We start from the raw sequence: 16,396 nt of genomic DNA, 5'->3' as shown, positions 1-16,396 counted from the left end.
GATGCCGCCCGCTGGCGGCCTGTCTCGTTGACAGTATAGACATCCGATGTTTACACTCCAAGAGATCCGCGCGATGAAACACGATCGCGCACCGAGAGGAACCCCGTGACCCGTATCGTCGCCCTCGACACCACCGACATCCGCTTCCCCACGTCGCTCAGTCTCGACGGTTCGGACGCGATGAATCCCGACCCCGACTACTCGGCGGCGTACGTCATCGTGCGCACCGATGCCGACGACGGCATCGAGGGCCACGCCTTCGTCTTCACCATCGGCCGCGGCAACGACGTGCAGGTCGCGGGCATCGACGCGCTCGCCGGGCACCTCGTCGGACGCGAGCTCGAACCCCTGCTCGATGACATGGGCGGCACGTTCCGCGAGATCATCGGCGACTCGCAGCTGCGCTGGCTCGGCCCCGAGAAGGGCGTCATGCACATGGCCATCGGCGCCGTCATCAACGCGCTGTGGGACATCAAGGCCAAGCGCGCCGGGCTCCCGCTCTGGCAGCTGCTGGCGCGGATGACGCCGGAGGAGCTCGTCGAGCTGGTCGACTTCCGCTACCTCACCAACGTGCTGACCCGTGAGGACGCGCTCGAGATCCTGCGCGCCGCCGAGCCGGGCCGCGCCGAGCGCGAGCAGCAGCTGCTCGCCACCGGCTACCCGGGCTACACGACGAGCCCCGGCTGGCTCGGCTACTCCGACGAGAAGCTCGAGCGCCTCGCCCGTGAGGCCATGGCCGACGGCTTCACGCAGATCAAGCTCAAGGTCGGCGCCGACCTCGACGACGACATCCGCCGGTTCCGCAAGGCGCGCGAGGTGTGCGGGCCCGACTTCCCGATCGCGATCGATGCGAACCAGCGCTGGGAGGTGTCCGAGGCCATCGAGTGGGTGAACGCGCTCGCCGAGTTCCACCCGGCCTGGATCGAGGAGCCGACCAGCCCCGACGACGTCCTCGGCCACGCCGAGATCGCCCGGGGCGTCGCGCCCATCCGCGTCGCCACCGGTGAGCACGCGCAGAACCGGGTGATCTTCAAGCAGCTGCTGCAGGCCGAGGCGATCTCGGTCATGCAGATCGACGCCGTGCGCGTCGCCGGCGTGAACGAGAACATCGCGAACCTGCTGCTCGCGGCGAAGTTCGGCGTGCCGGTGTGCCCGCACGCGGGCGGCGTCGGGCTGTGCGAGGCCGTGCAGCACCTGTCGATGTTCGACTTCGTGGCCGTCACCGGCACTCGCGAGGGCCGCATGATCGAGTTCGTCGACCACCTGCACGAGCACTTCGTCGTGCCCACCGACATCCAGGGCGGCTCGTACATGGCCCCGACAGCACCGGGCAGCGGCATGGAGATGAAGGCCGACAGCATCGCGACCTACACCTGGACGGGTGCGCATGTCGGCGCCTGACCGGGTCGCTCCCCGCCTCGACGTGCCGACCCTCGGCTACGGCGCCGCGAACGTCGGCAACCTGTTCCGCCCGCTGACCGACGACGAGGCCTGGGCCGTGCTGGACGCGGCGTGGGAGAGCGGCATCCGCTTCTTCGACACCGCGCCGCACTACGGTCTCGGCCTGTCCGAGCGGCGGCTCGGCGCGTTCCTGCAGACGAAGCCCCGGGATGAGTACGTGCTGTCCACGAAGTCCGGGCGGCTGCTGCGCCCGAACCCGGCCTTCGACGGCGGCCTCGACACCGCGAACGACTTCCACGTGCCGGACGACCTGCAGCGGGTGTGGGACTTCTCGGCCGACGGCATCCGCGCGAGCCTGGAGGAATCCCGCGAGCGACTCGGGATCGAGCGCATCGACCTGCTGTACCTGCACGATCCGGAGCGGCACGACCTCGACCTCGCGCTGGCCGAAGCGCTGCCGGCCATGGAAGACCTTCGTGGGGCCGGCGAGGTGACGGCGATCGGCATCGGCTCGATGGTGTCGGATGCTCTCGCCGCAGCCGTGCGCGGCGCGGACCTCGACCTGGTCATGGTGGCCGGCCGCTACACGCTGCTCGAGCAGCCCGCGGCTGTCGACGTGCTGCCCGCCTGCCAGGAGCGCGGCACCGGGATCGTCGCGGCATCCGTCTTCAACTCCGGTCTGCTGGCGTCGAGCGAACCGCGTCGCGACGGACGCTACGAGTACGGCCAGTTGCCCGACGAGCTCTGGGAGCGGCTGTTGCGGATCGCTGCGGTCTGCGCCGACCACGGGGTGCCGCTTCCCGCGGCCGCGATCCAGTTCCCGCTGCAGGCATCGGGCGTGCGCTCGGTCGTCGTCGGCGGCAGCCGCCCGGCGCAGCTCCAGCAGAACGCGGAGTACGCCGCTCTGAGCATTCCGGAAGAGCTCTGGGAGAACCTCGCCGCCGAAGGACTGATCCCCGCCTGACCGGGTTTGCCGCCGCCTCGATCCGGACGGGATCCCCTCAGGCGCGGACGTCGACGAGGGTCTTCACCTCGGCGCGACGCTCATGCTTCGGCCGCGCGAGCGCGCCGGGAACGCCGGCGAGCGGGATGCGGGCGGTGATCCACCCCGACACCTCCTGCTGGTGCCGGCGGAGGAGGCGGATGGCCGCGGGGAAGTCGTCGCCGGCGCTGTTGCGCGACCCGACGACGGTGAGCTCCTTGCGGGTGAACTCGACGATCGGCAACCGAACCTCTCGGGGAGACACGCCCACGATGCCGACGGTCCCGGCGTGCGCGACGAGGTCGAACGCCAGGCGGATCGCGGTCGGTGAGCCTGTCGCATCGATCACGGCGCGCGGGGAGTGCGGCCCGGACCAGGCGCGCACTGCCGCCCCCACGTCGTCGATCTTCGAATCGATCACGTGCTGCGCCCCGGCGCGAAGAGCCAGCTCCAGCCGCCGTCGACGGCGGTCGATGGTGAGCACCTCGGCGCCGGCATCGACGCAGGCGAGCGTCACCGCGAGACCGATCGGCCCCGCCCCCACGACGACCACCCGGTCGCCGGCGGAGACCCGCGCGCGACGCACGGTGTGCACACCCACCGCGAGCGGCTCGACGAGGGCGGCCACGTCGAGCGGGAGCTCGCCGACCGCGTGCACCTGCGCCGCGGGCACCGCGACCCGCGAGGTGAGCGCACCGTCGACCTGCACGCCGAGCACGGTGATCGAGGTGCAGGCGTTCGGCGCCCCGTGCACGCAGGCCTCGCAGATGCCGCAGCTCTGCACCGGATCGACCACCACCGCGCTGCCGACGGGCGGCGCCCCGGGCGCTGAGGTGACCACTGTTCCGGAGAACTCATGGCCCTGCACGCGCGGGTAGCCACCATGCGGATGGGTCCCGTCGAACAGCGCGTAGTCGCTGCCGCAGAGACCGACGAAGGCGACCTCGATCAACACCTCGCCGGGGCGCGGGTGCGGCGCGGCGGCATCCTCGAGTCGGGCGTCACCCGCTCCGTGCGTCCGCACGGCGGGCATCCGAGGGGGCGACGCGGTCATCGCGCCGGGCTGCCGGTGTCGACGGTCTTCTCGTACGCGCGGGCGGAGTCGTGCAGGTGTGCGTGCATGGCGGCGACTGCGGCATCCGGATCGCGAGCCTCGAGGGCGAGCAGGATGCGCTCGTGCTCCCGCACGGTCTCGTCGACGCGGTGCGGATCGCCGAGCGTCGCCCGGCGGATCTGGAGCAGCACGTCGCCGAGCGAGTCCACGAGCACGAGGAACAGCTCGTTGTCGGTCGCCTCGGCGATGGCGCGGTGGAAGGCGACGTCGTCGCGGGACGCGGCCTCCGGATGTTCGCGATCGTGCGCGAGGAGTTCGAATGCGGTGCGGATCGCCGCGAGCTGCGCGGCACTCGCCCGCTCGGCGGCCAGGCGCACCGTGGTGAGCTCGAGCGTCTCACGCACCTCCGCGATCTTGGTGGGCGGGATCGCGCCGTGCTGGGAGATGTAGATCTCCAACGACTCGGTGATGCCCTCGTGCGTCGGGTCGGCCACGCGGGGGGCGCCGCCGGTGGAACCGTCGAGCACCCGCTTGGCGACGAGGTGGCGGATGGCCTCGCGGATCACCGTGCGGGAGACCCCGAACTGCTCGCAGAGTTCGCGTTCGGTGGGGATGCGGGTGCCAGGACGAAGACCCGCATCGCGGATCGCCTGCGCCAGCTGCTCGCTCACCGTCTCGTACAGCCGCGGGTTGCGGCCGATCGAATCGAAGGTCGGGGATTCCGGCATGTCTGGCACCTCCCCGACTTTATCCCGCGACAGCAGAGGGGACGAGCGTGCGGGCATAGCGGATGCTGCGCTCCGCCCACTCCCGTTCGGTCCGCACGGTCGACTCGATGTCGCCGTCGTACGGCGTCCACAGCTCGATGACGGCGGTCTCGGCCCTTCCGAATCGGGCGACCGCGTCGAGCACACCGGGGGTGTCGAGTCGCCCGTCGCCGAGCGCGCGGCCCTCCACGAAGAACCCCATGCCGTGCGCGGCACGCACGACCTCGAAGTCCTTCAGGTGCACGTTGACCGTGTGGGGCGCGAGGGCATCGACGACGATGTCCGGGCCTTCCAGAGCCCCGAAGGAGTTCACGGTGTCGAGGCAGATCCCCACCCAGTCGCCGCACCGCTCGATCAGGCCGACGAGCTCTTCGACCCGGAAGCGGTCGTGGTTCTCGACCGCGAGCGTCACCCCCGCGCGCACGTACTCGTCACGGACCTCGCCGAAGCGCCGGACGACCTCGTCGAGGTCGGGCTCATCGCCGGCCGAGTCGAGCACGACGCGCACGAACGGCGAACGCACCTGCTCGGCCAGCGCGAGATAGCGGCGGAGGTTGTCGACGCGGCATCCTCTCGTTCCGGCCTCCAGCGAGATGCCGTGCTCGTCGGCGAACCGGGCGAAGCCCTTCACGTCGTCGATGTTCTCGAGCGGCAGGTTGTCGCTGAACTGCACCAGCGAGAGCCCGGCATCGCTCGCCTGCATCACCATGTCCCACGGTCCGAGTCGTCGCTCGGGTTGCGGGAATCCGGGTACGCCGATCTCCCAGGTGCGGGCGAACGTCGCGATGCCGATGCGCATGTCAGTCGCCTCCGGTGATCGCGCGGAGGCTCGCCTGCAGCCGGTCCTCGTCGAAGATCGCGTGCCAGTCCTCGCGGAACAGTTCGCTCTTGGACTTCTCGAGGGCGAGGGCCGCCCCCTCCGACAGCTTCCAGTCGAGCTGCTCGAAGATGATGGCGATGCCGATCTGCAGGTGCCCCATCAGGAAGTCACGGACGGCCTCCTCCGGCACACCCGATGCGACGACGCGCTCGCCGCCCTCCTTGATGATCGCGACGCAGCCGTTGGCGAGCGTCTCGGTCAGCGCGGGCTCGAGCATCGCCATCTGGTGCACGGTGATGCGGTGCGAGCGGGTGATCGGCGCGAACATCGCCATTGCGAGGGCCTCGACGCCGTCGCTCGCGGCGTCATCGCCCCAGGCCTTCGCGAAGACCAGCGCCTGGTGCGCGAGCCCGCCGCCCCAGTAGTCGCGCCGCGCGTCGGCATCCGCTTCGCCGAGAAGTCCGTACAGCGGCGGGTGGGTCGGGTGCACGACGAAGCAGTTGATGTCGGAGCGTTCCTCGACGCGGCCGGCGGCGATGACCGCCGGGTCGAGGAAGAGGATGCTGGTGCCGGCGTCGAGCAGCGGGATGATCTCGGCGGCCACGTGGCGGGAGATCTTGTCGGGCACGGCGAAGATGACGACGTCGGCTCCGGCGAGTCCCTCGGTCTGCTCGATGTGGGTGTTGCCTGCTTCGGCGATGAGGGCACGACCGCGATCGCCCCGCTCGATCAGACGCAGCGAGTAGTCGGGGTTGCCGGTCAGCCCGCGGGTGATGCGGCGGCCCATGTTGCCGCCGGCGCCCAGGATCGCCACATTCGTCGTCATCGTCTTCTCCTTGATCTCGGCGCTCATGCGCTCGGTGCGTTCTCGGTGGTGGGGAGGGGGTTCTGCGTCCGGCCGATGCGGAAGATGACGACCGTGAGGATCGACGACATCAGCAGCATCGCGCCGACGACGAACATCGGCACCACGTAGCCGCCGGTGAGGTCGTGGAGCCAGCCGGTGACGTAGCCCGCGCTGAATCCGGCGACGTTGCCCACGGTGTTGATGAGCGCGACCCCGGCAGCCGCCGCGGCCCCGGTGAGGAACTGCGTCGGCAGGGTCCAGAAGTTCGGCATGGCGGAGAAGATGCACATCGCGGTGATGGTGATGGCGAAGATCGTCGCGGCGGGCGACCCGGCGAACAGAGCGAACGGCACGCTGATCGCGCCGATCACTGCCGGGACCGCGATGTGCCAGACGCGCACACCGCGTCGCGTCGCGTCCTTGCACCAGAAGTACAGGGCGATCGCCGCCGGCAGGTAGGGGATCGCGGTGATCAGGCCCTTCTGGAAGACGTCGAAGGTCGTACCGTACTGCTCCTGGAATCCCTCGATGATGCTCGGCAGGAAGAACGCGAGCGAGTACATGCCGTAGATGAGGCCGAAGATGATGAAGGCCAGGGTCCAGACGCGGCCGTTGCGGAAGACGGCACCGACGCCGATGTGCGGGTGCGCCGCCTCGGTCGTGGCACGTTCCTTCTGCAGCGCGCCGGTGAGCCAGGTGCTCTCCTCGCGGGTCAGCCATTTCGCATCGGCCGGACGGTCGTCGAGGTAGAACCACGCGATGATGCCGACGATGATCGCCGGGATCGCGACGCCGAAGAACATGAACCGCCAGCCCTCGAGGCCGAAGAAGAGGCCGTGCTGGCTGATGAGCGCTCCGGCCAGCGGGGCGCCGATGACCGTGGTGAGGGGCTGGGCGAGGAAGAACAGCGAGATGATGCGCGGACGCCAGCGGGCGGGGACCCAGAGGCTGAGGAAGAGGATGGCCCCGGGGAAGAATCCGGCCTCCGCGACACCGAGGATGAACCTGAGGACGTAGAGCTGTGTCGAGTCCTGGATCCAGGTGAAAAGCAGGGCGACGATTCCCCAGCTCACCATGATGCGGGAGAGCCAGCGCCGGGCGCCGAACCTGTGCAGCGCGAGATTGGACGGCACCTCCAGCAGGATGTAGCCGATGAAGAAGACGCCGGATGCGAAGCCGAACTGCGCGGCCGAGAGCGCGAGGTCGTCGTTCATGCCGTTGGAGCCGGCGAACGAGATCGCCGTGCGGTCGAGGTAGTTGATGAAGAACATCAGCGCGACGAAGGGGACGATTCGCCACGTCACCTTTCGGATGGTGCGTCTTTCGACGTCGTTCGCGAGCTCCGTGGTCACGTCTCACACTCCTTCGTGTCGGTGTTTGTCATACAAAATGCCATATGACATCGGGTCCCGTCAACTGCGGTCGCCGATGAGGCGTGCACAATTCAGCCAAAACGTTCGGTCGACGGCCCGGACCCCGCGCGTTTCGGGCTCGGACCGGCGCGAGTGGAGGCCGACCCGTGCATTTTGGCTGAGTTGTGTACGCCCAGGCGCGGAGCGAGCGCGCTCAGCGCCCGATCGTCGACTCGCGCACGACGAGTTCCGCAGGGAACGGCGTCGTCGCAGGCGGCTTCCCGGTCGGATCCGCGAGCTGCCGGAGCAGCGCAGCGCCGGCCGCGCGGCCGATCTGATACCCCGGCTGCCGCACGCTGGTCAGCGGTACGACGCTCTGATGGGCCTGGTCGACATCGTCGAACCCGATCAGGGCGATCTCCTCGGGCACCCGCACGCCGTGCCGCAGCAGTTGTGTGAGCACGCCGAGCGCGACCATGTCGTTCGCGGCGAAGATCGCGTCCGGTCGCTCGGCGGCCGGAAGCGCGACGAGACGCGCCCCCGCGTGCAGCCCGTCTTCGGTCGTGAGGTGCGGCACATCCTCCACTGTCAGCGAGGCGGAGCTGTCGGCGACGGCATCCTGCAGGCCGGCCAGTCGATCGTTCGACTGGCTGACGGACGCGCTGCCGAGGAAGAGGATGCGCCTCCGCCCGAGAGCCAGCAGGTGCTCTCCGGCGAGCCTGCCGCCACCGTGGTCGTCGAAGAGCACGGAGGCGACCGTCGCGGATTCGCGGATCGGCCCGACGACCACGGAGCGGATGCCGCGCTCGGCGAGACGCTCGAGGCGCGACACGACGTCGCCGGATGGATAGATCACGATGCCCTGCACGCGGTGCGCCTCGAACATGTCGATGTTGCGCCGCTCCTGTGCGCCGTCGCGGTTGCTGTTGCTGAAGAACAGCGACCAGCCACCCTCGCGGGTCACGTCCTCCACGCCGCGGGAGAGCTCGTGGAAGTACGGCAGCCACGCGTCGAGCAGGATGAGTGCGAGCGCCTTGCTGGAACCCGCGCGCAGCTGCCGGGCGGATTCGTTCGGCACGAAGCCGAGCTGTGCGATCGCGGCGCCGACGCGTTCCCTGGTCGGCGCTCCGAGCAGGTGCGGATGGTTGAGGTAGTTCGAGACCGTGGACGAGGAGACTCCGGCGAGAGCGGCGACATCCTTGACGCTCGCTGGCATGCAGGCTCCTCTGACTGTGTTGACGCGACCCGACGGGGCCGGATGCGGCGACACCAGGCTAGCGGAGGAGTTGGCACGTGCCAAGAAAGGTCTTGACACCGATGTCGAGCCCGACGTAGCGTGGCTCGGACGCCGCTTGCAACGTGCCAAGCGGTGAGGCGACGGTGCCGCACACCCGCCTCCGAGGGGTTTCATGAACATCGGCTGCCATGGACTCGTCTGGACCGGTCACTTCGATGCCGACGGCATCCGCCTGGCTGTGGCGAAGACGAAGGAGGCGGGCTTCGACCTCATCGAGTTCCCGCTGATGGACCCCTTCTCGTTCGACGTCGCGGCCGCCAGGGAAGCCCTCGAAGAGCACGATCTCGCGGTCAGTGCCTCACTCGGACTGTCCGACGCGACCGACGTCACGAGCGCGGACCCTGCGATCGTGGCGGCAGGCGAGGCCCTGCTCCTCAAGGCGGTCGACGTGCTGGCCGATCTGGGCGGTGAGCACTTCTGTGGCGTGATCTACAGCGCCATGAAGAAGTACATGGAGCCGGCGACTCCCGAGGGTCTCGCGAGCAGCCGACGGGCGATCGCGAAGGTCGCAGACCATGCCGCGACACGCGGGGTCTCGGTCTCGCTCGAGGTGGTCAACCGCTACGAGACCAACGTGCTGAACAGCGCCCGTCAGGCTCTCGCGTACCTCGCGGCGGTCGATCGGCCGAACCTCGGCATCCACCTCGACACGTATCACATGAACATCGAGGAGTCGGATATGTTCGCGCCGGTCCTCGATGCCGCCCCCGCCCTGCGCTACGTGCATATCGGAGAGAGTCACCGCGGCTACCTCGGCACCGGGACGGTCGACTTCGACACGTTCTTCAAGGCGCTCGGACGCATCGGCTACGACGGTCCGATCGTCTTCGAGTCGTTCTCCTCTGCCGTCGTCGCGCCCGACCTGAGCCGCATGCTCGGAATCTGGCGGAACCTGTGGACCGACAACGACGAGCTCGGAGCGCACGCGAACGCCTACATCCGCGACAAGCTCGTGGCCGTGGAATCGATCCGGCTGCACTGATCGGTTGTGCTGACCGACGGCACCGATCGGACGCCGTCCCGACCCGGAAGGTCAAGATGTTATTACAGGTCTTCCTGACATCACGTTGGTTAGATACATTCAGATACAACTTGCGCGGACGAGACGCAGGCCGCAGAATTGATCCGATGTTTACCGCGGCTGGTGGCATCGCACTCGCAGGACGACCTTCAAGGAAGCAGGTGAGCACATGAGTGAACCCATTCTCACGGTGGAGGGGATCAGCAAGGGATTCCCCGGTGTGCAGGCGCTGAAAGACGTGCACCTGGAGGTGCGGGCCGGCGAAGTGCTGGTGCTCGTGGGAGAGAACGGCGCCGGCAAGTCGACGCTCATGAAGATCCTCTCCGGGATCTACACCAAGGACGAGGGGACGATCACCTTCGAAGGCCGGGAGGTGGAGCTCACCAGCCCCCTGCAGGCCCAGGAGCTCGGCGTCACCATCATCCATCAGGAGCTCAACCTGATGCCCGACCTGACCGTCGCGCAGAACATCTTCGTGGGCCGTGAGCCGACTTCCGGTCCCTTCCTGTCGGAGCGGAAGCTCAACGTGCAGACCGCGGAGCTGCTGCAGCGCCTCGACATCCGTCTGAACCCGCGACAGCTCGTCGGCGAGCTCACGGTGGCCGAGCAGCAGATGGTCGAGATCGCCAAGGCGCTCTCGTTCAACGCCAAGGTGCTCATCATGGATGAGCCGACGTCTGCGCTCACCGACACCGAGGTCGAGACGCTGTTCGTGCTGATCGAGCAGCTCAAGGCCCGCGGTACCGGCATCGTCTACATCTCGCACCGTATGGATGAGCTGCGTCGTCTCGCCGACCGCGTCACCGTGCTTCGCGACGGCACATACATCGGATCACTCGATCGCGCCGACGTGACCATCCCGAAGATCATCGAGATGATGGTCGGACGTGTGATCGACGAGGGAACCCGCCCGCAGGCCCGCGACCACATCAACGACCCGGTCGTCCTCGACGTGCAGGGCCTCTCGACGAAGAACCTGCTGAAGGACGTCTCCTTCCAGCTGCACCGCGGGGAGATCCTCGGCTTCGCGGGCCTCATGGGCGCCGGTCGCACCGAGACCGCACGCGCGGTCATCGGCGCCGACCATCGCGACGGCGGATCCATCGCGATCGGCGGAAGGCCGGTGCGGATCGCCCAGCCGGCGGATGCTGTGAAGCACGGTCTCGGCTACCTCTCCGAGGACCGCAAGCTCCTCGGTCTCATGCTCGAGCAGGACGTGACCTTCAACACGGTGCTCGCCTCGCTCGGCTCGTACGCCAACGGCATCGGCTGGATGGGCGACAGCAAGGCGAAGAACCGCACCAAGGAGTACGTGCAGCAGCTGCGCGTGAAGACGCCGTCCGTCAATCAGGTGGTCAAGCTCCTCTCTGGAGGCAACCAGCAGAAGGTCGTCATCGCCCGCTGGCTGATGCGCGACTGCGACATCCTGATCTTCGACGAGCCGACCAGAGGGATCGATGTCGGCGCGAAGGAAGAGATCTACCGCCTGATGCAGCAGCTCGCTGACCAGGGCAAGTCCATCATCGTCATCTCATCGGAGCTGCCGGAGATCCTGCGCGTCGCGAACCGCATCGCGGTCTTCGCGAACGGCCGGATCACCGGAACTCTCCGCAACGAGGAAGCCAGCCAGGAGAAGATCATGCAACTCGCAGCCCACGGGGAGGAAGACTGATGAGCACCCCACAGCAGCCCGGATCGTCGACGACGACGGTCATCCAGACGGCACTCGCCGAGAACACCGACAAGCGCGACATCGGCGCGTTCCTGAAGCGCCAGTTCCAGCAGTCGCTGGCCTTCGGCACCCTGATCGTGCTGGTCATCGTCTTCTCGATCGCCAGCCCGAGCTTCTTCACGTTCAGCAACATCGCCACCGTGCTGCTGTCGACCGCGGTCATCGGCATCCTGGCGCTCGGCACCACGTTCGTCATCATCACCGGCGGCATCGACCTGTCGATCGGCACCGGCATGGCGCTCTGCGCCGTGATGACCGGTGTGTTCGTGACGAACATGGGGCTTCCGGTCTGGGTCGGTGTGATCGGGGGTGTGCTGACCGGAGTGCTGATGGGGCTCGTGAACGGGATCAACATCACGTTCCTCCGGCTGCCGCCGTTCATCGCCACCCTCGCGATGATGATGATCGCGGGCGGCCTCGCCCTCGTCATCTCCAACGTCTCGCCGATCTACTTCTCGTCGTCGGCGCCCGACTTCAAGAGGATCGCCCTCGGCGTCATCATCCCCGGCATCCCTAACGCCGTGCTGATCACCGCTGTCGTCGCGATCATCGCCTGGCTGGTGCTCTCGAAGACGCTCCTCGGCCGCTACACCTTCGCGATCGGCTCCAACGAGGAGGCGACGCGGCTCTCGGGCGTCAACACCCGGCGCTGGACGATCCTCATCTACATGTTCGCCGGAGCGTTCACCGGCATCGCCGGCATCGTGATCGCCGCACGCCTCGACTCGGCCCAGCCGCAGATCGGCACGGGCTACGAGCTGCAGGCGATCGCCGCGGTCATCATCGGCGGAACCTCGCTGCTCGGAGGGCGCGGATCCATCCTCGGCACCGTCATCGGCGCGCTGATCATGAGCGTGCTCGTCAACGGCCTGCGCATCCTGTCGATCCAGTCCGAGTGGCAGAACATCGTCGTCGGCGTCGTCGTGCTGCTGGCGGTGTTCCTCGACTCGCTGCGCAACCGCCAGCGCACGTGACCTGCGCCTCTGAACTCGCACATCCGAACACCTACATCTGAATACCGCACCTGAACACAGGAATGTCCACACCGTCGGCCTCGGCCGGCAACCACAGAGAACAATGGAGTTTCCATGAAATTCGGCAAGAAGACCGCATTCGCGGCACTCGTGGCCGCATCCGCGTTGGTGATCGCCGGCTGTGCCGGCGGTGGCGACGTCATCGAAGAGGGCGGCTCGGGCGGTGACGGCGGCAGCGGCGACGGCGAGATGTACATCGCACTCGTCTCCAAGGGCTTCCAACACCAGTTCTGGCAGGCCGTGAAGACGGGCGCTGAGGAGAAGGCCGAGGAGCTCGGCGTCACCATCACGTTCGAAGGCCCCGCGGCCGAGACCGAGATCGCCGGCCAGCTCGAGATGCTGACCACCGCCATCGACAAGAACCCGGATGCCATCGCGTACGCCGCCCTCGACCCCGAGGCGTGCGTCGCCCCGCTCGAGCAGGCGAAGTCGAAGGACATCCCGGTGGTGTACTTCGACGCTCCCTGCAACGGCGACGTCGGCCTGAGCCTCTCCGCGACCGACAGCAAGGTCGCAGGTGCGCTCGCTGCCGAGCACATGGCCGAGCTGATCGGCGGCAAGGGCGAGGTCGCCATCGTCGGCCACTCGAACATCAACTCGACCGGTGTCGAGCGTCGTGACGGTTTCGTCGAGAAGATCGAGGCCGACTTCCCCGACATCGAGATCGTCGACATCCAGTACGGCGACGGCGACCACCTGAAGTCGGCTGACATCGCGAAGACGCTGATCGCGGCCCACCCCGACCTCAAGGGCATCTACGGCACCAACGAGGGCTCCGCCATCGGCGTCGTGAACGCGGTGAACGAGCTCGGACTGGAGAAGGGCAAGATCACGATCGTCGGCTTCGACTCCGGTGCTGCGCAGATCAACGCGATCAAGGACGGCACCATGGCCGGCGCCATCACGCAGGACCCGATCGGCATCGGCAAGCAGGTCGTCCAGGCCGCCTACGACGCGGCCAACGGCAAGGACGTCGACGAGTTCTACGACACCGGTTCGTACTGGTACGACAAGGACAACCTCGAAGACCCGAAGATCGCCGCCGTCCTCTACGAGTGACCGACGGAGATCGACGGAAGCCCCTCACCTTCGGGTGGGGGGCTTCTTCGTTGTTCGGATCCGGTCATGCAGCCGGGGTATGAGGCGGCGTCCGAAGACGATACCCCGGTAGCATTGCCCGCTCGCATCGGCCGCTGGGAGCGTTGCGGTCATGACGTCGACCTCTGAGATCCGCCCCGAGGGCCGCACCATCCGCGCCGACATCGCCCTGTTCGCGTTCGCGACCGCGGCGATCAGCGGGGTGCCGTTCCTGATCCTCCTGCTCACCGGGTGGGACATCCGCAGCGGCCCCGGCCTCTGGCTGTTCGGAGTGGGAACGTCGGGGCCTTCGCTCGCCGCGCTGGCCGTCTACATCGCCTGGTCTCGCCGACGGCCGCGCGCGGCTCGAACGCGAGTGTCCGTGCCCTGGCTGTGGGCTCCCGCGGCGATCGTCCTCGGCATCCTGCCTACCGTCGTCGCCAACCTCATCGTCGACCCGGGCAGTATCGCTGCGAGCCTCACCCACGCTCCCGAGGTGCTGTCCGCTTTCGGCGGCGGACTCCTGTTCGTCGTGCTCTTCCTGATCACCGGTCCGCTCGCGGAGGAGTTCGGGTGGCGAGGCTTCGTGCAGCCGCGCCTGCGGTTGCGGTGGACCCCCGTGCGCACGGCCGTCGTGCTCGGCGCGGTGTGGGGGCTGTGGCACGTCCCGCTGTACTTCCTCCCCGGCACGGGTCAGTACGAGACCGGGCTGTTCGCGCTCGGCGGCCTGATCTTCCTGGTGTCCTGCATCCCGCTGTCGCTCATCTACCTGTTCGTCACCGAGCGGATGGGCGGGCGGGTGTGGGCGGCCATCCTGGTCCACTTCGCCGGCAACGCGATCGGGGCGTTCCTCCCGTCGGAGAGCCCGGCGACCCTCCTCACGCAACTGGCGGTCACGGTGGTCCTGGCCGCGGCGGCCCTCATCGCGTGGGGGCCGGCGCGCTCGGGTCTTCTCGCACCGGCGCCGGAGCATCCCCGGGTCGCACGTCGTTAGCGGGAGGAGCGTCGGAAGAGTCGCGCCAGCTTCCCCGGCGCCCGCGACTGCTCGACGGGGGCGTCGGGCAGAGCGCTCCATACGAGGTCGCCCGGGAGGGGCATCCCGCCGCGCGGGTCGAGTGTGATGTAGTTCATCGTCTGCCTCCTTGTTAGTGCAACTCAGCGGTTGCATTAACAAGGTTTGCACGGCGGTGGGCATAGTGCAACCCCAAAGTTGCACTATGGGGTGGTCAGGCCTCGGCGCGACGGGCGCGGTAGGCGGCGACCGCGTTGCGGTTGGCGCAGGTCGCCGAGCAGTACCGCTTCGAGCGGTTGCGGGAGAGGTCGAGCGCGAGCGCCAGACACGTCTCGTCGTCGCAGACGGTGATGCGGGAGCCCTCGTCGGCGCGGATGACGTCGATCATCGCCATCGCCGTCTCGATCAGCACCCGTTCGGCCAGCGGACGTTCGTCGTCGACCGCGTGCAGGTGCCAGTCGGCGTCGCCGTGACGCACCAGCTTCGGGGTGAGGAGGGACTCGGCGAGAGCGGTGTTCACGAGGTCGACCATCGCGTCGCGGGGAGCGAGCAGCATCGACCGCAGGCGGGGGCGCAGGGCGTGGAGGGAGGCGAGCTCGGCGGCGTCGCGATCGAGTCGACCGGTGTAGGGGAACTCGGTCAGGAACGCCTCGTAGTCGACCAGGTCGGCCAGCGTCTCCGGGTCTTCCGCCGAGTTCACGAGCCAGACGGCCGATCGCAGCGCCTCTTCCGTGTCATCGGTGAAGATCATGTTGACATCTTACAGCGCCGACGCGTAGCGTCACATGTCATGAGCAAAGTGGCAAATGACGCGGTCTCGACGGCGGTGTCCGGCGTTCGCCTCGGCCTCCCTCTTGCGATCGGTGCCGCGTTCGCCTTCGGCATGTCCGGCGGGTGGGCGCGCGGGCTGATCGACGCGGGATGGACGCCCGGCGCCGCAGTCACCGCGCGCATCTGGGTCGCGGCCCTCGTGCTGCTCATCCCGACCCTCCTCTCCCTGCGCGGCCGGTGGGGCCTCCTGCGTCGCAACGTCGGCATGATCGCCGCCTACGGACTTCTCGCGGTCACCGCCACGCAGCTCTTCTACTTCCAGGCCGTCGCCGTGATGGACGTCGGCATCGCCCTGCTCATCGAATACACCGCACCGGTCGCGGTCGTCCTCTGGCTCTGGATCCGCCGCGGGGAGCGCCCCAGTCGGCGCAGCATCCTCGGTGCGATCATCGCGTTCGCGGGTCTCGTGCTGATGCTCGACGTCGTCACCGGGGCCGAGGTGAACGTCGCCGGCGTTCTCTGGGCGCTGGGCGCCATGGTCGGTGCGGCGACGTACTTCGTGCTGTCGGCGAAGGCCGACACCGGGCTTCCGCCGCTCGCGCTCGCCGGAAGCGGACTGTTCCTCGGCGCGATCGGGCTCACCGTCGCCGGTGCGATCGGGGTGCTGCCCATCGCCTGGACCACGGACGACATCGCCTACCGGTTCGGCAGCGTGCCGTGGTTCGTGCCGGTGCTGGCGATGGGAGTGCTGGCGACGGCCGTCGCCTACCTGCTCGGGATCGCCTCGACACGGATGCTGGGATCGAGGCTCGCCTCCTTCGTCGCGCTCGCCGAGGTCGTGGCCGCGCTGCTGTTCGGCTGGCTGCTCCTCGGCCAGCTACCGGATCTGCTGCAGGCGCTCGGCGGTGCGCTCGTGCTCGCCGGGGTGATCGTCGTGAAGCTCGGCGAGCCGGTGCCCGCTGCGGCCGGGGTCGTGGGCGAGTTCGTCGAGCCCGTGCCGGATGCATCCGCCTCGCGACGATAGCGTCGGGCGCCGGCATCCGAGATTCGCCCTGCGGTCGGGAGGGGATCTGCATTCGGGAGGGGGGATTCGCCGAATCGATCCTCCCGAGTCCAGAACGCCTCCGAAGCGACGGTTGCAGGCGGCAGGACGGGGTGGTGCTTCGACAGGCTCAGCGAGCCGTAGAGCCTCGGGAATGTATACGAGCGGATGCTGAAGCTGGCGCAAG

16 protein-coding genes are annotated in these 16,396 nt (G+C 68.3%); 8 read left to right on the top strand and 8 right to left on the bottom strand.

The window, feature by feature from the left end; genetic code table 11:
- Positions 1–105 precede the first annotated feature (105 nt).
- Positions 106–1,401, top strand: a complete 1,296-nt coding sequence (locus tag V5D55_RS03640) for an L-fuconate dehydratase (RefSeq protein WP_435747763.1) — start codon at positions 106–108, stop codon at positions 1,399–1,401.
- The gene (locus V5D55_RS03635; RefSeq protein ID WP_435747761.1) at positions 1,388–2,365 is read left to right on the top strand and encodes an aldo/keto reductase; all 978 of its coding nucleotides are present in this window, start codon (positions 1,388–1,390) and stop codon (positions 2,363–2,365) included. Before V5D55_RS03640 ends, V5D55_RS03635 begins: the two co-directional genes overlap by 14 nt.
- Positions 2,366–2,402: 37 nt before the next feature.
- Here V5D55_RS03635 and V5D55_RS03630 read toward each other — a convergent pair whose 3' ends face one another.
- The 6 genes from V5D55_RS03630 to V5D55_RS03605 form a co-directional block, all read right to left on the bottom strand.
- Complete coding sequence (locus V5D55_RS03630; RefSeq protein ID WP_435747759.1) at positions 2,403–3,437, bottom strand: zinc-binding dehydrogenase; 1,035 nt, start codon at positions 3,435–3,437, stop codon at positions 2,403–2,405.
- On the bottom strand, positions 3,434–4,165 hold the full coding sequence (locus tag V5D55_RS03625) for a FadR/GntR family transcriptional regulator (protein ID WP_435747757.1): 732 nt from the start codon (positions 4,163–4,165) through the stop codon (positions 3,434–3,436). Before V5D55_RS03625 ends, V5D55_RS03630 begins: the two co-directional genes overlap by 4 nt.
- Positions 4,166–4,184: 19 nt before the next feature.
- Complete coding sequence (locus V5D55_RS03620; protein WP_435747755.1) at positions 4,185–5,003, bottom strand: sugar phosphate isomerase/epimerase family protein; 819 nt, start codon at positions 5,001–5,003, stop codon at positions 4,185–4,187.
- A gap of 1 nt (position 5,004) precedes the next feature.
- On the bottom strand, positions 5,005–5,877 hold the full coding sequence (locus V5D55_RS03615) for a phosphogluconate dehydrogenase C-terminal domain-containing protein (protein WP_435747753.1): 873 nt from the start codon (positions 5,875–5,877) through the stop codon (positions 5,005–5,007).
- Positions 5,874–7,142 carry an MFS transporter gene (locus tag V5D55_RS03610; RefSeq protein WP_435749254.1) on the bottom strand — a complete coding sequence of 423 codons (1,269 nt, stop codon included), beginning with the start codon at positions 7,140–7,142 and terminating at the stop codon, positions 5,874–5,876. Before V5D55_RS03610 ends, V5D55_RS03615 begins: the two co-directional genes overlap by 4 nt.
- Before the next feature lie 295 nt (positions 7,143–7,437).
- A complete protein-coding gene (locus V5D55_RS03605; protein ID WP_435747751.1) occupies positions 7,438–8,439 on the bottom strand; it encodes a LacI family DNA-binding transcriptional regulator in 1,002 nt (333 codons plus the stop codon).
- A gap of 193 nt (positions 8,440–8,632) precedes the next feature.
- Here V5D55_RS03605 and V5D55_RS03600 point away from each other — a divergent pair, with 193 nt between their 5' ends.
- The 5 genes from V5D55_RS03600 (at position 8,633) to V5D55_RS03580 (ending at position 14,378) form a co-directional block, all read left to right on the top strand.
- The gene (locus V5D55_RS03600; RefSeq protein WP_435747749.1) at positions 8,633–9,502 is read left to right on the top strand and encodes a sugar phosphate isomerase/epimerase family protein; all 870 of its coding nucleotides are present in this window, start codon (positions 8,633–8,635) and stop codon (positions 9,500–9,502) included.
- 208 nt (positions 9,503–9,710) lie between these two features.
- On the top strand, positions 9,711–11,213 hold the full coding sequence (locus tag V5D55_RS03595) for a sugar ABC transporter ATP-binding protein (protein WP_435747747.1): 1,503 nt from the start codon (positions 9,711–9,713) through the stop codon (positions 11,211–11,213).
- Positions 11,213–12,247: an ABC transporter permease gene (locus tag V5D55_RS03590; protein ID WP_435747745.1), complete on the top strand. Its 1,035-nt coding sequence runs from the start codon at positions 11,213–11,215 to the stop codon at positions 12,245–12,247. The genes V5D55_RS03595 and V5D55_RS03590 overlap by 1 nt, the downstream gene beginning before the upstream one ends.
- A 114-nt stretch (positions 12,248–12,361) precedes the next feature.
- Complete coding sequence (locus tag V5D55_RS03585; RefSeq protein ID WP_435747743.1) at positions 12,362–13,366, top strand: ABC transporter substrate-binding protein; 1,005 nt, start codon at positions 12,362–12,364, stop codon at positions 13,364–13,366.
- 151 nt (positions 13,367–13,517) lie between these two features.
- Positions 13,518–14,378: a CPBP family glutamic-type intramembrane protease gene (locus V5D55_RS03580; protein ID WP_435747741.1), complete on the top strand. Its 861-nt coding sequence runs from the start codon at positions 13,518–13,520 to the stop codon at positions 14,376–14,378.
- On the opposite strand, the gene V5D55_RS03575 is transcribed toward V5D55_RS03580, so the two are convergent.
- On the bottom strand, positions 14,375–14,515 hold the full coding sequence (locus V5D55_RS03575; RefSeq protein ID WP_435747739.1) for a hypothetical protein: 141 nt from the start codon (positions 14,513–14,515) through the stop codon (positions 14,375–14,377). The two genes, V5D55_RS03580 and V5D55_RS03575, sit on opposite strands and share 4 nt — an antisense overlap.
- Positions 14,516–14,610: 95 nt before the next feature.
- On the bottom strand, positions 14,611–15,147 hold the full coding sequence (locus tag V5D55_RS03570; RefSeq protein WP_435747737.1) for a CGNR zinc finger domain-containing protein: 537 nt from the start codon (positions 15,145–15,147) through the stop codon (positions 14,611–14,613).
- Positions 15,148–15,186: 39 nt separating this feature from the next.
- Between V5D55_RS03570 and V5D55_RS03565 the strand changes: the two genes are divergently transcribed.
- Positions 15,187–16,191 carry an EamA family transporter gene (locus V5D55_RS03565; protein ID WP_435747735.1) on the top strand — a complete coding sequence of 335 codons (1,005 nt, stop codon included), beginning with the start codon at positions 15,187–15,189 and terminating at the stop codon, positions 16,189–16,191.
- Positions 16,192–16,396: the final 205 nt, after the last annotated feature.

Origin of the sequence: Microbacterium sp. PMB16, from assembly GCF_051294855.1 — a bacterium.
GTDB lineage: Bacteria > Actinomycetota > Actinomycetes > Actinomycetales > Microbacteriaceae > Microbacterium.
This window is presented reverse-complemented; position numbering and strand designations above follow the sequence as displayed.

Coding starts and splice junctions, on each gene's coding strand:
- V5D55_RS03635 (WP_435747761.1), top strand. CDS start 1,388: ATGTCGGCGCCTGACCGGGTCGCTCCCCGCCTCGACGTGCCGACCCTC.
- V5D55_RS03630 (WP_435747759.1), bottom strand. CDS start 3,437: ATGACCGCGTCGCCCCCTCGGATGCCCGCCGTGCGGACGCACGGAGCG.
- V5D55_RS03625 (WP_435747757.1), bottom strand. CDS start 4,165: ATGCCGGAATCCCCGACCTTCGATTCGATCGGCCGCAACCCGCGGCTG.
- V5D55_RS03620 (WP_435747755.1), bottom strand. CDS start 5,003: ATGCGCATCGGCATCGCGACGTTCGCCCGCACCTGGGAGATCGGCGTA.
- V5D55_RS03615 (WP_435747753.1), bottom strand. CDS start 5,877: ATGAGCGCCGAGATCAAGGAGAAGACGATGACGACGAATGTGGCGATC.
- V5D55_RS03610 (WP_435749254.1), bottom strand. CDS start 7,142: ATGTTCTTCATCAACTACCTCGACCGCACGGCGATCTCGTTCGCCGGC.
- V5D55_RS03605 (WP_435747751.1), bottom strand. CDS start 8,439: ATGCCAGCGAGCGTCAAGGATGTCGCCGCTCTCGCCGGAGTCTCCTCG.
- V5D55_RS03600 (WP_435747749.1), top strand. CDS start 8,633: ATGAACATCGGCTGCCATGGACTCGTCTGGACCGGTCACTTCGATGCC.
- V5D55_RS03595 (WP_435747747.1), top strand. CDS start 9,711: ATGAGTGAACCCATTCTCACGGTGGAGGGGATCAGCAAGGGATTCCCC.
- V5D55_RS03590 (WP_435747745.1), top strand. CDS start 11,213: ATGAGCACCCCACAGCAGCCCGGATCGTCGACGACGACGGTCATCCAG.
- V5D55_RS03585 (WP_435747743.1), top strand. CDS start 12,362: ATGAAATTCGGCAAGAAGACCGCATTCGCGGCACTCGTGGCCGCATCC.
- V5D55_RS03580 (WP_435747741.1), top strand. CDS start 13,518: ATGACGTCGACCTCTGAGATCCGCCCCGAGGGCCGCACCATCCGCGCC.
- V5D55_RS03575 (WP_435747739.1), bottom strand. CDS start 14,515: ATGAACTACATCACACTCGACCCGCGCGGCGGGATGCCCCTCCCGGGC.
- V5D55_RS03570 (WP_435747737.1), bottom strand. CDS start 15,147: ATGATCTTCACCGATGACACGGAAGAGGCGCTGCGATCGGCCGTCTGG.
- V5D55_RS03565 (WP_435747735.1), top strand. CDS start 15,187: ATGAGCAAAGTGGCAAATGACGCGGTCTCGACGGCGGTGTCCGGCGTT.